Here is a 16,076-nt window from a genome sequence, read left to right on the forward strand (position 1 = left end):
AAATCAAATCATCATGATTGCAATCAAATTTTATATCAGCTTAACGCTGGTACTAGCCACTGCTTTGGGTTGTAAAAAGGCTGTAGTAGACAATAAAGAAAATATTAAAGCTAACGAAGTACAAAAAACGGCCGGAGTGTCACTAAGCCCTGCACAGGAACGTTATATCGTTTTTTTTCTGACCAATACCAGTGTTGATCAGGCCGATAGCGAAAATACAGGTAAAGATGCCAATTCGGCTTATACTTTTGTAGGGGAACTGCCCCAGATTTTTGGACCAGTGACTGCTGATGCGCCCTACAAATATGCATTTGGCTTGTCCGGGCCAATGTTATTAACCCAATCCGTTCAGCAGATGCAGTACCAGGTGAATAAAGCTTTTGATATCGCAGAGAAATACAATGTTCCGGTTTATTTTCAGCTTGATGACATCAATAATTATACGACTGAGTTTGGCGGCGGTGCTGCACCTAAATTTTACGATGATCCTTCCTGGTGTGAGTGGGTATCATTTCCCTCGGGTGCAGAAACCTGGGGCGGGCAGTCTAACGGTCGTCTGCCTTATTTCTGGTTCAACTGGGGAGCCTGGATGCATGCCAAAGCCTTTCCAAATTTACAATCACCTGGTTTCAGGGCTTTTGTGAAAAGTCAGCTTGAAAACGGCGTATTGTCCGTACTCAACACGCGTTATAACCAATTAAAAGCAAACGGCAAAGGTTACCTTTTTGCGGGAATGGCCATAGGCTGGGAGACACATATTCCTGATTATTCGGCTGACAATACGCTATACAACGTAAACCCTGCTTCGTTACCGGTAAATGTAAATTTAGGTGATCAGATGCAGAGCTGGGAAGCTGGCAAATACGGTTATGCAGCATTGCATACCCTTGGTTATACGACTTACAATAAGGAGCGGTTGTACCAGGTTATCCATGATTATTCAGAGTTTTTGGCCAAAACGGCCTATGATACCGGAATACCGAGGGAAAAAATATTTTCACATATTGTGGGTGTAAAGTCAAGCCAGCCTGGTTTATCTACCACCTTTGCACCACCGATCTGGACCGCTGTTAACAATTATTCGACACCAGGTTTTACACTTTCGCCGGTAAGTTGTCCTTATAACCTGAATACGTTAAAAGCGGAGATTAATCTCGTAGATGCACAGCAGACCAATTTTGGTAGTGTGGAGGGTTATAGTATTGGCATAGATGGGTCTTTTGCACAGGCAGATGCTTATTTTGGTGATATGTTTGGCCATGGGGCTTCGATAGTTTCCGTATTTGGTTGGGGAAGAGAACCTGCCAGTTCCGCTTTTGCTGTATCGCATAGCACAGCGAGCCCATTTGTACAGGCTGCAAAAAAATGGTTGGGTAACGAGGTCAAAGTCTGGTCATTTGCTGCGGATACTGAAGGATGGACCCCGGAAAACGATATCAGTGATTTCGGCCGGAACAATGCAGGTAAGATCGGAGGTGCCCTTAGCGGGAATGATGCCTTTATACTTTCGGCAAATTCAATAGGATACAATCTGGGGACAGAAAAGCTGATTCGGATTGGCATCAGTAATTCTTCTACTAGTACTGTTGGACAGGTTTATTTCACAACGACAGCAAGTACAGGCTGGTCGGAGGATAAAAGAAAGGATTTTACCATGGTTGCGAACAGTTCACTGACCAATTATACCATCAATATGGCTGATGTTTCAACCTGGCAAGGCACACTTAAGCAGTTGAGGATTGATCCTTCCAATGCGGTTCCGGGAAGTGCTACTTCGGGGAGCTTTAGCATGGATTATATTCATGTAGGAAGCCAGGGCTGGAATTTTATGTCCGATGCAGCAGGTTGGACAGCAGGACAGCAGATCAATAGCTTTGGCTGGACTGCCATTGCGGGCAATTATATAGGTGGAAAAATAACTGGGGCTGATGCTTTTATACGGTCTGCGGATAACTTAAATATCAGTCTTTCAAACAGCCGGTATGTAGTGCTCAGGATGAAGAATGCTTCTCCGCAAACGATCGGACAAGTCTATTTTACCACGAATACAGACCTGGCATGGAGTAATGCAAAACAAGTGTCTTTTGCCCTAAATCCCTATAGTGATTTTACTACTTACACCATTGACATGAGTGCCGTTCCGGGATGGACTGGTACATTAAAGCAGTTGCGGATTGACCCTTCCAACGCTACGCCTGGCGCACCTGTAAATGGATCTTTCCAGATTCAATATATTAAAATGGTTAATTAAGGAGGCATTATGAGTATGATAAAATTGAAATCAGCCTATATATTTTATACTATTCTTGTACTGGGGCTGGCCATAGCCAGTCCCGGGCAAGCGCAAAAAAACACGCCCATTCCTGTAATTTTTGAAACAGATATGGGAAATGATGTAGACGATGGGCTCGCCCTTGCCATGGTGTTCAGATATGCGGATCAGGGTAAGGTTAATTTACTTGGGATTAGCAATAATAAACAAAGTCTCAGCTCATTGCAGTTTATAGACCTGATGCGAAAACAATATGGTTATGATCAATTGCCGATAGCAACAGTGCGAAATGGCGTAGCAGGTGAAAATGAGGCCAAAAGTTTTGCCAGGAAGGCGATGGATTATAAAGAGCAAGGGCAGTTGATGTATGGTAGTCAAATCAAAAGTTATGCGGATGTGGAAAGCTCAGTTCATTTTTACCGGCGTATGCTGGCTAAAGCGAAGGATCATTCGGTGGTGATCATTTCAGTGGGTTTTTCTACAAACCTCTCGGCATTGATCGCATCTAAAGCCGATCAGTATACTAAGTTAAATGGTTTGGAACTGGTTAAGCAGAAGGTGAAATTTCTGAGTACCATGGCAGGGAACTTCAGCAGTCCGAGGCAAAAAGAATTCAATGTGGTCAGTGATCTTCCGGCTGCAAGGAAATTATTCGGCCGTTGGCCGACCAAAATTTATATCAGTCCGTTTGAGGTGGGAGCAAGTGTACATTTTCCAGCTGCTGCCATCGAAGCCAATCTGGGGTATAGCGGGCATCAACCATTGGTGACCGCGTATAAAGAATATATGGCTATGCCATATGACAGGGAAACCTGGGACCTTAGTGCGGTGTTGTTTGCGTTGGAAAAATCGGACCAATATTTTAAGCAAAGTGTAGCAGGTAAATTTATAGTGGATGAACAGGGGTATACGCAGTTTAGAAAGGAAAAGGATGGACTTCATCATTTCCTGCAAACGCCAGACAGAGCTGAAGGTATAAAAATAAAAAACCGTTATGTCGAATTAATTATGGCTTCGCCGCTTAAGGGGGAGACTGCCAGGCGGTCGAAAGGATTTTTAGCCCCGCCAGATTCGATCAGACCCTATGTCTACTGGTATTGGATCAACGACCACATTTCCTCGACCGGGGTAATCAAAGACCTGGAAGCTATGAAAAAGGTTGGCATTGGCGGAGCTTTTATAGGCAATATAGGGTTAACTAAAGCCGAAGGTACTTCTTATGGATCTGTGAAACTGTTCTCTGAACCATGGTGGAAGGCTACCGAGGCTGCTATGGAAACTGCAACAAATAACGGGATGACTTTAGGTATGTTTAACGGTCCGGGATGGAGCCAGAGTGGCGGACCATGGATTAAGCCTGCATCATCTATGCGCTATGTGAGCAGTAGCAGTTTACAGGTAACCGGAGGCCAGGATTTTTCCATGAATGTCATGCCAGGAAACGCCGACACCAGTTATTTGTTTACGTTGGCTATGCCTGCTCCGGAATACACCGATTTTAAGATCCAGACTTATCAACCTAAACTATCAACGGACGCAGTTACAGCAGATATAGCACATGTGATGGATGGTAATTTATCAACAGTCAGCAGGTTTAAAACAAATACCAAAAGCTTTAATGTTGATGTGAGGCTGGTCAAGACTTTAACGATCCGAAGCCTGGTTCTGTATCCTGCTGATGTTCCGTTTTCTGCGGATGTGCAGTTGCAGGTATGGCGTAATGGTAAAATGGAAACGGTAAAAACTTTCAATATCAACCGGATCAATCCGAGTAAGCAAGTGGGTTTTATCCCTGATGCACCAGTTGCTGTCAATTTTGATCCCCTGAGTTCAACAGCGTTCAGACTCGTATTTGAACACATTGAAGGGGAGATTGGGTTTAAAGAAATCAGTTTATCACCAGCCGTTTACCTGGAACGTTATATGGAGAAACAACTGGCGAAGATGTATGCTACGCCCTTACCGCTCTGGCCAGAATATCAGTGGCAGCGGCAAACTGAACCTGAAGCGCAGGGGTTGCTGATCGATCCGCAAAAAGTAATCAATTTAAAATCATTTGTTAGCCAGGATGGGATATTGAAATGGAAAGTTCCGCCTGGTAAATGGCTTTTGATCAATTATAAGCTGGCACCAACAGGGGTTACAAATAGCCCTGCTGCGCCGGAAGGAAGAGGTTTGGAAGTGGATAAAATGGACCGTAAAAAGCTGGATTTGCATTTTGATTCCTTTATTGGAAAGATACTTGCCCGTATTCCAAAAGAAAAAAGGAAAGCTTTTAAGTATTTGGTTGCCGATAGTTATGAAATGGGTTCTCAGAACTGGACCGATAGTTTGCAGCAGACATTTCAGCAAATTTACGGATACGATCCGTTGCCCTGGCTACCGGTACTTGCTGGAAATATAGTGGGCAGTGCAGATCAGTCTGACCGGTTTTTATGGGACCTGAGAAGATTGGTGGCAGACCAGGTAGCTACGGAGTATGTAGGCGGTTTAAAGGCACTGGGCAATAAACAGGGATTGAAGCTGTGGCTGGAAAATTATGGACATTGGGGTTTTCCTTCCGAGTTCTTAAAGTATGGAGGCGCATCTGATGAAGTTGCCGGTGAATTTTGGAATGAAGGAGAGTTGGGTAACATAGAAAACAAATCTGCTTCTTCTGCTGCTCATACTTATGGTAAACGCAGAGTTTGGGCAGAATCTTTTACAGCTGGTGGTGGCGCTTATAGCAGGTATCCTGGTTTGTTAAAGAAGCGGGGAGACTGGTCGTTCACAGAAGGTGTAAACCAAACCTTATTACACTTGTATATTCACCAGCCAGATGAAACCAATTATCCGGGTTTAAATGCCTGGTTTAGCACCGAGTTTAATCGGAAAAACACCTGGTTTTACCAGGGTGAGGCTTTTATTGATTACTTGAGAAGATGTAATTATTTACTTCAGGAAGGCAGTCCTGTAAATGATGTGGCCTATTTTATTGGCGAGGATGCACCTAAAATGACGGGTATCCGGAATCCCGAACTGCCGGAAGGATATGGTTATGATTATGTCAATGCCGAGGTTATCTTAAACAGGCTAACCGTTAAAGACGGTAAATTTATACTGCCTGACGGGGTACAGTATAAGATATTAGTGCTACCGCCACTTAAAACCATGCGTCCTGAACTACTCGAAAAAATCGGGTCTCTTGTACGTGAAGGTGCGGTAATTTTAGGCCCTGCACCTGAAAATTCTCCGAGTTTAGCAGATTATCCGAAAGCCGACCAGCGTGTTAAGGCGCTGGCAGCAATGATGTGGGATAGACCTGTTTTACAAAAGGGAATAAGGAAATATGGGAAAGGATTGGTGATGGATGGGCTAACTATGCAAGAGGCCCTGGATTATATGGGTGTGAGTCCGGATTTTAAAACCAATGCTGGGCAGAAAATACTTTATACGCACAGAAGTACCCTAGAGCAGGAACTGTATTTTATGACCAATCAATCCGATCATGAGCTGGGTTTTTCCGGGTCATTCAGGGTTACTGATGCGGTGCCGTATTGGTGGGATCCGGTTACTGGCGTGATGAGAAATTTACCTGTTTTTAAGTCTGCTGAAGGACACACCGTTATCGATTTTAAACTGGAGACCAATCAGAGTGGTTTTGTTGTTTTCAATAAGGGAGAAGCAATAGCTGCAACCAATAGCGGAGCTAATTTTCCGATTGCAGAACAACTTCTTGCATTGAAAGCACCATGGCAAGTTAAATTTTTGAACCAGGAGATACCAGGAGGTCCCGATCAAACCGTTGTTTTTGACCGGTTGATCAGCTGGGATGAGCACAAGGATGAGCGCATTAAAAACTTCTCGGGCTCTGCCATTTATAGCAACAGTTTTAACATGACTAAATTGTATCCGGGAGAAACCATCCTTTTAAATACAGGGCCTATCCAGGGAATGGCCAAGGTTACCGTAAATGGTAAAGCACTTGGGACGGTTTGGACTGCCCCATGGCAGGTTGATATTTCAAAAGTGATCAAAACGGGATTGAATAAAGTGGAGATAGAAGTGGTAAATACCTGGACAAACCGGTTAATAGGAGATAGCAAACTTGATTTGAAAGACAGGTTAACCCATACGGACGTAATCCATATTTCTACGGATAGCAAATATGAGCAATCCGGTTTAATTGGCCCGGTGAATGTGCTGAAGCTGCGCTACTAAAAAATTATAAATACACTAAATCTATTTAGAATAAATGAAAAGAGATGAAAAAACGAACGCTATGATTTTAGTCGTGGGAAGTTCGAATACAGATATGGTGATCAAAGCTGCACATTTGCCTGTTGCGGGAGAGACGGTTTTAGGAGGCGTATTTTTTATGAATCCTGGAGGAAAAGGCGCAAATCAGGCAGTTGCAGCTGCCAGGCTTGGCGGAGATGTAACATTGATATGTAAAATAGGGAATGATGCTTTTGGAAGCCAGTCTAAGCAAATCTTCCTGAATGAAGGAATTGATACCGACTACGTGTTTGTAGATCATGAACATCCTTCAGGTGTGGCGTTAATTACGGTAGACCAGCATGGGGAAAATTGTATTGTTGTTGCGTCCGGGGCAAATGCAACGCTTAATATTAATGACCTTGCAGCAGCTGAACCCCTGATTGAACAAGCGAAGATCATTTTGGTTCAGTTGGAAATTTCGTTGGAGACCGTGGCTTGGGTGGTGGAGATTGCCGCAAATAAGGGTAAAAAGGTGATTCTTAATCCTGCTCCTGCCTGCGTCTTGTCGGATGCTTTGTTGCGGAATGTTTCGGTTATTACGCCCAATAGAACGGAGGCCGAAATGTTATCGGGTATTGTTGTCAACGACATCGATGGTGCAAAGCAAGCTGCTCAGATTATCAAGGAGAAAGGTGTGGAGACGGTGATCATTACTTTAGGAAGGGAGGGTGCTTTGGTATTACATCATCATGAATTTACGCATATCCTGGCAACCGAAGTGGAAGCCATTGACACTACTGCTGCCGGCGATGTGTTTAACGGTGCTTTTGCTGTTGCTTTGGCAGAGAATAAAAGTATTGAAGAAGCCGTGATTTTTGCCTGTAAGGCCTCTGCAGTAGCTGTGACCCGCATGGGCGCACAGTCATCAGCCCCGTTTAGAAACGAAATCGAGGAAAATGTATCATTTTTAAACTGTTCTGGCCACCAAATCTAAAAAACTATATTATGTTTATCATTGAAAATTATTCACTTGCGGTTGTATTTTGCCTGATCACGATGGTATGTTGGGGATCATGGGCTAATACACAAAAAATGGCTGCTAAAACATGGCGGTTTGAACTGTTTTATTGGGATTATGTAATCGGTATTTTACTTTTTTCCATGTTTTCTGCTTTTACTATAGGTAGTTTTGGTCATCAGGGACGCGATTTTTTGACAGATATCAAGCAGGCAGATTACTCAAACATTGTTAGTGCGTTGGTTGGGGGCGTCATTTTTAATGCTGCAAATATCTTACTTTCGGCAGCCATTGCTATCGCAGGAATGTCTGTTGCTTTTCCACTGGCGATAGGCTTAGCATTGGTTTTGGGTGTATTGATTAATTACACCAGTGCACAGAAGGGAGATCCTGTTTTTTTATTTGTTGGCGTGGCATTAATAGTAGTGGCGATATTTCTAAATGCCATTGCTTATAAAAGGAAGAGCATGGGGGAGCAGAAGAAGGTTTCAGCAAAAGGTATTTTAATCTGTATCACAGCTGGTTTACTGATGTCTTTCTTTTACCGTTTTATTGCGGCATCTATGGATCTTGATCATTTTGTATCGCCCGCTGCTGGTAAAATGACCCCTTATACAGCGGTATTTATTTTTTCAGTGGGCATTTTGTTAAGTAATTTTGTATTTAATACGATTCTGATCAGAAAACCGATTGTGGGTGAGCCAACTAGTTATAAGGCTTATTTTCTAGGAAGTTTCAGCACGCATTTAACAGGTGTATTGGGTGGTTTGATTTGGGGTTTGGGGAATTCACTAAATTTAATTGCTGCAGGAAAGGCGGGCCCTGCTATTTCGTATGGATTGGGGCAGGGAGCCACCTTGATTGCTGCATTATGGGGTGTTTTCATTTGGAAAGAATTTCGTAATTCACCAAAAGGAACGAGTGGCTTATTGGTTGCAATGTTCTGTTTTTTTATCACGGGACTCGTTTTACTCGTCTTTGCAGGAGCTTAAATCCATCGCCAGGGCTTAAGCGCCTTAACCTAATTGAAATAAGCGGACTCATTTTAAGGGGCTAGAAAAGTAGGATGTTAGCGGTAAGAAAAAATAAAGTTTTATTTTTTAAACATTTAGCGAGATAAGTCGTTGTAAGATTGAGCGTTAATTAGATCGCGGTGAATGGTCGGACGGGCCGTTTGCCGTTTTCTTATTTCTGGGCTTGGCATGCCAGGAATTTGCAAATTTGCGCTGGATGAGTAATTTATATCCTGTTTACCTTGAAAAATTTGGTGTTAGAATCCGGTCTGGAATAATTTGGATAGGATTTTACTGGAGTCGATATTTTTGCCGGCTTTGAATGATCGGCGTCATTTTGTGCTGCACGGGCTTTGTTATTGCATTTGCCGAGTAGGGTATAAATCAAAATGAAGATGATGATGGTGGATAGGCAGCCGCCCCCTAGTTTTTTGGCACCCCAGGCTGCGATGATACCTCTGAAGAATTTGTTCATGATCTTATTTTTTTTGTAATGGATTTACCAGAAAACTCTCCGAATTCTTTTCCGTAGTATTGTTGTTTAGGTTTTATAACACGTTTGTGGCGATTATGTTTCGGAGTTTTGATAGCGGATGTTTGTTTCTTAGGTTTAGGTCTTTAATTGATATGTAAAAAATACGACAACATAATGTTATCAACAGGTTAATGTATTGCGATCTATTCTTGACTTGAATCTTCATTAAAGCAAATTCAACAAAGAGTGTCTTTTAGATTTGTGGGTAACTAAGATAGAAGTGTATATGCTTTGTAATGCAAATTGAGTTTATGCTTTTTAAACCTCTCGATTAAGGGAGGCTCGATAAATTATTGTCTGGGCTATAATTCCTTTTTTAGTATGTAATTTGGTTTGTATATTTATTTATGACAATACTTGAAGGACAGGTTTACTGGGGATACGATAATGAGCTGGACCAAAAAATGGGCTGGCTCAAGAATATCATGGGGCTCTTCTCCTTTGCAGCACCTATGCACCAACATTCCGGCATGGCAATTCTTACCAAAAATGAATTGTTGTTTTTAGGTGAGGAAGAACTTACTATCCCACTTCCTTCTATTGAAGAGGTTTATTTAGGCTTTGATGAGATCTTTCCGGCTTCGACAGTCAAAAACTTTGGTCTCTTTTGGCAGCCTATCCGAGTTAAATTTAATGGTAATAAAGCCGTTTACATGGTGATAGATTACAATGGATTAAAAACAAACAACCAGATGTGGTTTGATACATTAAAAAATATACTTGTTTAGAGCGAACAGGTGTGTAAATCAGCTTGATAATCGTGGCGCAATGACCGAATTAGATTATTTTAACTGCCTATGGATCTTTTTTTTAAATTTGGTTAAAGAACAAAGATATGTCTATTCACATTGCCATTACCCGTAAAGTTTTACCTGGAAAAGAAGAAGAATTTAAAGCAGCGTTGCATCAGTTTATGGGCGATTCTTTTGACCATCAGGGTGTACATGGAGCTAGTATGATCACCGGGCTTCCAGGTGTGGATGAGGGTACTGTCGGTATCCTGAGAACCTTTAAAGACGAAAAAGAAAGAGATGCGTTCTATGCTTCGAAGCGGTTTCAGGATTGGGAGGCCTATGCCTCTACGATTACTGAGACCCCGGTTTATCGAGAATTGAATGGCTTGGAAGCCTGGTTTCGTTACCCGGCGGCTCCGCCTCGTTGGAAAATGGCCGTGGTTACTTTGTGCGGTGTTTTTCCGACCAGTGTTTTTTTATTTTTTACGATTGGTCCTTTTATGAAGGACCTTCCGGTTCCGCTGCGTCTTTTGATTACGGCTGCTGCAATGGTTGGTTTGTTGACATGGCTGGTGATGCCTTTTTTAACTAAGCTTATGAAGGGCTGGATTAGGTCTTAACTGGATATGGTGTTGACACAGCTTCTGCGGTCGGATATCAAATGATGAAGGTCTCACATCATTTGATATCCGACCGCATTACTTTTTTACGTATTAAAAAACACCGCAAGATTTTATTAAGTGGTGTTTTAAATACTTTTAATGTATTTATTTTCTGGAAGCGATTTCCTCTCGAATGAAGTTAATTTTATTTTTCTTAATAAATTCAATAACTTGTAGTCCATATGGCCAACTATGATACCTATACTGACAGTGAACTGATTGTTTTATGGAAAGAAGGCGATGACACTGCATTTAGGGAGATTTATTTGCGGTATGATAAACTTTTATATTTATATGCCTTTAAAAAGTTAAGGAATCGTGAGGAGGCCAAAGATGTTATCCAGGATGTTTTTACCTGGTTGTTAAATAATCGCAATGGAATTCATTTAACAGGAGGCTTATCCGGGTATTTATATAAAGCCGTACTTTATAAAATCTTCGATATTTTTAAACATAAAGGTATCATTAAAAAATACGCGGAAAGTGGGGCGCATTATATAGAATTAAACGCTGTAGAGACGGATTACCTCATTCGTGAAAAAGATATTACCGCATTGATAGAACGTGAAATTGCCACGATGCCACCAAAAATGAGGGAAATCTATACCTTGAAGAGAAAGGATTATTTAAGTACCAAAGAAATTGCCGGACAATTGGGGCTTTCTGAACATACCGTATCTACTCAGCTCAAGAGAGCTTTAAAACACCTCCGGTTAAAAATTGGTATGATAATTTACATTTTTTTGTTGCTTAAAATGTATTTCATTTAAAATTATGCTATTGTTTATCAGTGTTTTATGTGTTTTTCTTAATTTTTATTTTCACTGATGTACCTAGTCGATGATTTTAAATCGCCTCTAACTTTTATTAACCAATAACTATAAAACATTCATGGCTTTATAGCCCTTAAAATGAAATGATATACTGATGAAGAAGGATGTAAAAAAGGTACTAGATAAAGTAAGTTTGGGTACCTCCAATCAGGAGGAAGAAACTATAGCTAAACTTTGGTTGCATCAACTCCATCAAAATGATGAAGCTGGTCTTTCTGAAGGAGAACTTAATGAGTTAAGTGACCAAATGTGGCTGCAGGTAGTTCAGCATAGAAAAGAACAAGGGCAAAAGTCAAGGAGATTGTGGATTTCTCTGGCTGCTGCTGCTTCGGTGACTTTGATCCTGGGCTTAGGCTTGTATTTTTACCAAAACCGTGCTGCTGATCTTTCCAAAGCAGTTCAGGCTTATACAAATGATATTCCCGCAGGAAGCAACAAAGCTTACCTTACTTTAGCCAGTGGGAAGAAAATTTTGCTTAATGGTTCTACCCATGGTACACTTGCTGTGGAATCTGGGGTGAAAATTACTAAAACTGCAGATGGACAATTGATTTATACCATTGCTGACGGGGGAAAGAAATCAAGTGATCAGTACAATAGCATAGAAACGCCAAGGGGAGGTCAGTATGAACTGCATTTACCGGATGGTACCAAAGTTTGGCTCAATTCAGCATCTTCTTTAAAATATCCAGCTTCCTTTTATGCCTTGAAAGCACGAAGTGTAGAATTGATAGGCGAGGCTTATTTTGAAGTGGCTAAAGATAAAGGGCATCCTTTTATTGTAAAAAGCAAAGGTCAGGAAGTAGAAGTTCTGGGCACTCATTTTGATGTGAATGCTTATCCGGATGAACAGGCAATTAAGACTACCTTATTAGAGGGATCAGTGAAATTAAATAAACAGCTCATTTTAAGACCTGGTGAACAATCTGTGCTGATGGCGGGAAAATTCGATGTGAAAGAAGTCAATGTAAATGATGCTGTAGACTGGAAAAATGGGGAATTTGTATTCAGTAATGAAACTTTAACCAGCATCTTAAAGAAAGTTGCCCGCTGGTATGATGTCGAAATCGTTTACGCAAATATGCCTGTACAAGTACCTACATTTACGGGCTCAGTTTCGAGATTTGAAAATGTTTCCAGTGTGTTGAATATGCTGGAAGAAACCAGTAATGTGCGTTTTTCTATTGAAGGAAAGCAGATACGCGTACTTACGAGATAAATAATAACTAACCAACTAATAAAACAAAACTAAACTAAACAAAATGAAAAAGATCAAAGAAAAAGCAGGTTAATACTTCAGGTGGTTTGTAAGAAAAAAAGCCATGAAAGTGTATCAGCACTTCCATGGCAAATATCTGAGTTAACCCAAAAAACAAATTTGAGATCCGTTCACGTATTAACCCAATCTAACAAAAGTATGAAATTAAATGCTTTTAACCTAGGTATGCTATGCCGATGGCTGCTGCCTAAACTTTTATTAATTATGAATTTTGTTGTTGCGAAATCGCTGGCAACAAATAAAAGAAGATTACTAATGAGAGTTAATTTGATTATAGCCATCATGACAGCCTGCTTATTGCAAGTCAGTGCAGCAGGTCTTGCTCAAAAAGTCAACTATGTAAAACAGAATACTACGCTGCAACAGGTATTTATGGAGATCAAAAAACAAACAGGTTTTAGAGTTTTGTATTCTGATCAAAATGTAAACAGTCAAATGAAAATTAATGCCAACTTTAAAGATTTGGAATTGGATCAGGTCATGGAAGCTTTATTGAAAGACCAGAACCTAACCTATAAAGTTGAACGTAAGACCATATTGATCAAACTTAGGCCGGCTACCTTCCAGCAGCGCAGCAATGTCATTTTTAAAGAAATCGATGTCAAAGGGAAAGTACTTGACAAGCAGGGTAAGCCTTTGCCTGGTGCATCGGTGAGTATTAAAGGACAGGCTAAAGTTGTAAGTACCGATGCTAATGGAAATTTTTTACTAAAAAATGTAGATGAGCAGGCGGTATTGATTGCTTCTTTTGTTGGCTATATAAGAAAAGAGGTCCCAGTTAATGGACAACTTACGATAGATATTGTACTTGCAGAGGACGTGAGCCAGCTTAACGATATTGTTGTTGTGGGGTACGATTCCAGGAAACAAAGCGAGCTGACAAGTGCCGTATCTGTGGTTTCTTCGGAAAAATTAAAGGATGTAACATCCAATAACATCGGCTCTATGTTACAAGGGAAAGTTGCCGGTTTGCAGGTGGTGAACAGTTCTGGCGCGCCTGGTGCCATTGCCGAAATCAGGCTCCGCGGGGTATCTTCTGTGAATGCCAACCAAAGCCCTCTTTTTGTGGTTGATGGTATTATTGGTGGTAATTATGATCCCAATGACGTGGAAAGTGTAACCATATTGAAAGATGCGGGGGCCACAGCGCTATATGGCTCGCAGGCCAATGCAGGTGTGATTATTGTAACTACCAAAAGAGCTAAACTAGCGGAAACCAGGTTTGAGGCCAAAGTTTCAACAGGTTTTAGAACGGCCGATTTTGGCAAGATGAAACTGATGAACAGTAATGAACTTTATGACTATCAGAAGGAGTTTTATCGCGATTATATTGTAGGGGCTACCGATAATTCTTATAAGATTGACTTGATAAAGTTCTATGCAGAACGTCCTTTATCCTTACGTGACCAGGATTATGACTGGTCTAAAGAGTCATTTAAAAGCGCACCTTTATATAACTTCTACCTGTCCGCCATGGGGAAAACAGAGAAGAATGACTATTATGTAGGCGCATCCTATTATAAAGAGAAGGGGACGTTTATCAATACCAATTTTGAACGTGTGAATTTACGCGGCAATTCAACCTACCACTTTTCAAAAAAGTTTGATGTGACCAATAACATCAACATCAGTGCATCACAAGGTAGAAGTTATGACTACATGGACATGTACTATTCTTTCCTGAATATGCCATGGGATAATCCATATGATGAAGGTAAGAACCCCATTTATGTAGATGGCAACTCAACGTTTAAATGGTGGTCGAGGGATAAAATAAACCCGATCAACACGGTGCAAAATTCAGATCACGTTTACAAAGGATTCAATGTGAACTATGACTTGGGTTTGAACTACCGCATTACAGATTGGCTGACCTTTGCCAGTACAAACAGGGTATCCGCGTCGTTTGATAAAAGCACAAACTATGTATCGCCGCTTGCTGCAGGTACCTATCACAATACAGGTTTTATCAATGAACTAAACACCTTAAATTATGGCGTAATTAGCAATCAGTTATTTAAATTTGATTTTAAATTTGGTGAGCATAGCTTAAGTGGCTTTGCTGGTGCAGCTTTTGAAAGCAGTAAAAACGAATATTCTGGTGCTTCGGGCAAGGGCTTGCCAGAAGGATTGAAGGTGCTGAATGTAGTTTCAAATAACCAACTGGTAAATGGAAACAACAACAATTACATTTTACAATCTTTATTGTCGCAGGTCAATTATAACTACAAAAATAAGTATTTTGTTTCCGGATCATTCAGGTATGATGGCTCATCTAATTTTGCTCCAAGCAAACAGTATGGGGGCTTCCCATCTGTATCTGGTGCCTGGTTAGCCAGCAACGAAGATTTTCTGACAGATAACGACGTTATCAGTAACTTAAAAATACGGGCCAGTTATGGTATTACGGGTACACAGGATATTGGTGCCTCACGGTATCTTGGTTTGTTTTCTCTCACCGATCAATATAATTCATTGGTAGGTGCAGTGCCTTACCAATTGGCAAATCCCAATCTGACCTGGGAAAGTAAACACCAGTTAAATGCCGGTATGGATATCGGTTTATTTAAGCGGGTTAATCTAACGCTGGACGTTTACCGGAACGACACTAAAAACTTGTTGCTCCAGGTATCGCAGCCGCTATCCGTCGGTTTCGAAACCAAGTGGGAAAATGCAGGAACGGTAACGAACAAAGGAATTGAACTGGGGATTAACTCCACAAATATCAGCACGAAAGATTTTGACTGGAGTACAGATTTCACCTTAAATTTTAATAAAAATACCTTATCGGGTTTCCCTTCAGACATTATCAAAACAGGGGCCTGGAGCATCTCACAGATTTATCGCAATGGAGGTAATCTGTTTGAGTTTTATATGCCCAAATGGCTAGGGGTTGATGCGCAGACAGGTGCACCTGTCTGGGAGAAAATTATCTACAATACAGCGGGGCAGGCCGTGGCAAGCGAAAAGACATCTGATTATGCACAGGCAACCAATCAGGAAGTTGGTTCAGCTTTGCCTAAGTACCAGGGCGGTTTTAATAACAGCTTTAGATATAAAAGCTTTAACCTTAGGGTAAGCACCTATTTTAATTACGGGAACAAGGTGTTTAGTAACAATTTGCGGTTTATGATGAACGATGGCCATGAACCCTATTATAATCAGATTAAATTGCCTAAAGGTTCAAAGATCTGGACCGGACCGGGAGATACCCAGGCAACGGAACCAAGTCCACAAAACTCGGCTAACTCTACCGAAACATCTACCCGCTACCTGCGAAATGGAAGCTATTTCACGATCAGGAACATCGCTTTCTCGTACACTTTACCGGTAACATGGGCTAAGACGATCAGTATGGATAATATAACGCTTGGTGTAACTGCCGATAACGTGGTTACGTTTTCTAACTTCTTAGGTCAGGATCCTCAAACAACCATCACGCCGGGCAGTTATGCAACTCCAGGGGTATCTGATTTTAAATATCCAAACAACAGGCAATATTTGTTCACTGTCAATTTTAATTTTTAAGG

Annotated in this window: 10 protein-coding genes; 9 read left to right on the top strand and 1 reads right to left on the bottom strand. The window is 41.2% G+C overall.

Annotation, left to right across the window (positions count from 1 at the left end; translation table 11 throughout):
- Positions 1 to 13 precede the first annotated feature (13 nt).
- From IM797_RS15755 to IM797_RS15770, 4 genes are read left to right on the top strand one after another with little or no spacing between them, the layout of a single operon-like run.
- Positions 14 to 2,251 carry a hypothetical protein gene (locus IM797_RS15755; RefSeq protein WP_194128113.1) on the top strand — a complete coding sequence of 746 codons (2,238 nt, stop codon included), beginning with the start codon at positions 14 to 16 and terminating at the stop codon, positions 2,249 to 2,251.
- 9 nt (positions 2,252 to 2,260) lie between these two features.
- Positions 2,261 to 6,472, top strand: coding sequence for a glycosyl hydrolase (locus IM797_RS15760; RefSeq protein ID WP_194128114.1), 4,212 nt, complete (start codon positions 2,261 to 2,263; stop codon positions 6,470 to 6,472).
- 34 nt (positions 6,473 to 6,506) lie between these two features.
- The gene (gene rbsK, locus IM797_RS15765; RefSeq protein WP_194128115.1) at positions 6,507 to 7,466 is read left to right on the top strand and encodes a ribokinase; all 960 of its coding nucleotides are present in this window, start codon (positions 6,507 to 6,509) and stop codon (positions 7,464 to 7,466) included.
- Positions 7,467 to 7,477: 11 nt separating this feature from the next.
- Positions 7,478 to 8,482 carry a GRP family sugar transporter gene (locus tag IM797_RS15770; protein WP_194128116.1) on the top strand — a complete coding sequence of 335 codons (1,005 nt, stop codon included), beginning with the start codon at positions 7,478 to 7,480 and terminating at the stop codon, positions 8,480 to 8,482.
- A 247-nt stretch (positions 8,483 to 8,729) separates the two neighbouring features.
- Here IM797_RS15770 and IM797_RS15775 read toward each other — a convergent pair whose 3' ends face one another.
- Positions 8,730 to 8,978 carry a hypothetical protein gene (locus tag IM797_RS15775; protein WP_194128117.1) on the bottom strand — a complete coding sequence of 83 codons (249 nt, stop codon included), beginning with the start codon at positions 8,976 to 8,978 and terminating at the stop codon, positions 8,730 to 8,732.
- Positions 8,979 to 9,385: 407 nt separating this feature from the next.
- On the opposite strand from IM797_RS15775, the gene IM797_RS15780 reads away from it, so the two are divergent.
- The 5 genes from IM797_RS15780 (at position 9,386) to IM797_RS15800 (ending at position 16,074) form a co-directional block, all read left to right on the top strand.
- The gene (locus IM797_RS15780) at positions 9,386 to 9,766 is read left to right on the top strand and encodes a hypothetical protein (RefSeq protein ID WP_194128118.1); all 381 of its coding nucleotides are present in this window, start codon (positions 9,386 to 9,388) and stop codon (positions 9,764 to 9,766) included.
- A 107-nt stretch (positions 9,767 to 9,873) separates the two neighbouring features.
- The gene (locus IM797_RS15785; RefSeq protein WP_194128119.1) at positions 9,874 to 10,392 is read left to right on the top strand and encodes an antibiotic biosynthesis monooxygenase; all 519 of its coding nucleotides are present in this window, start codon (positions 9,874 to 9,876) and stop codon (positions 10,390 to 10,392) included.
- Between the two features lie 224 nt (positions 10,393 to 10,616).
- Positions 10,617 to 11,204 (top strand): RNA polymerase sigma factor, encoded by a 588-nt coding sequence (locus IM797_RS15790; protein ID WP_194128120.1) that lies wholly within the window; start codon positions 10,617 to 10,619, stop codon positions 11,202 to 11,204.
- Between the two features lie 157 nt (positions 11,205 to 11,361).
- Positions 11,362 to 12,486, top strand: a complete 1,125-nt coding sequence (locus IM797_RS15795) for a FecR family protein (RefSeq protein WP_194128121.1) — start codon at positions 11,362 to 11,364, stop codon at positions 12,484 to 12,486.
- Positions 12,487 to 12,801: 315 nt separating this feature from the next.
- Complete coding sequence (locus IM797_RS15800) at positions 12,802 to 16,074, top strand: SusC/RagA family TonB-linked outer membrane protein (RefSeq protein ID WP_228098893.1); 3,273 nt, start codon at positions 12,802 to 12,804, stop codon at positions 16,072 to 16,074.
- Positions 16,075 to 16,076: the final 2 nt, after the last annotated feature.

Origin of the sequence: Pedobacter sp. MC2016-24 (genome assembly GCF_015223055.1) — a bacterium.
GTDB lineage: Bacteria > Bacteroidota > Bacteroidia > Sphingobacteriales > Sphingobacteriaceae > Pedobacter.

What these genes read in the sequence shown, in the direction of transcription:
- IM797_RS15790 (WP_194128120.1), top strand. Translation starts at nt 10,617, where the DNA reads ATGGCCAACTATGATACCTATACTGACAGTGAACTGATTGTTTTATGG.
- IM797_RS15795 (WP_194128121.1), top strand. Translation starts at nt 11,362, where the DNA reads ATGAAGAAGGATGTAAAAAAGGTACTAGATAAAGTAAGTTTGGGTACC.
- IM797_RS15755 (WP_194128113.1), top strand. Translation starts at nt 14, where the DNA reads ATGATTGCAATCAAATTTTATATCAGCTTAACGCTGGTACTAGCCACT.
- IM797_RS15770 (WP_194128116.1), top strand. Translation starts at nt 7,478, where the DNA reads ATGTTTATCATTGAAAATTATTCACTTGCGGTTGTATTTTGCCTGATC.
- IM797_RS15780 (WP_194128118.1), top strand. Translation starts at nt 9,386, where the DNA reads ATGACAATACTTGAAGGACAGGTTTACTGGGGATACGATAATGAGCTG.
- IM797_RS15760 (WP_194128114.1), top strand. Translation starts at nt 2,261, where the DNA reads ATGAGTATGATAAAATTGAAATCAGCCTATATATTTTATACTATTCTT.
- rbsK (WP_194128115.1), top strand. Translation starts at nt 6,507, where the DNA reads ATGAAAAGAGATGAAAAAACGAACGCTATGATTTTAGTCGTGGGAAGT.
- IM797_RS15775 (WP_194128117.1), bottom strand. Translation starts at nt 8,978, where the DNA reads ATGAACAAATTCTTCAGAGGTATCATCGCAGCCTGGGGTGCCAAAAAA.
- IM797_RS15800 (WP_228098893.1), top strand. Translation starts at nt 12,802, where the DNA reads ATGAGAGTTAATTTGATTATAGCCATCATGACAGCCTGCTTATTGCAA.
- IM797_RS15785 (WP_194128119.1), top strand. Translation starts at nt 9,874, where the DNA reads ATGTCTATTCACATTGCCATTACCCGTAAAGTTTTACCTGGAAAAGAA.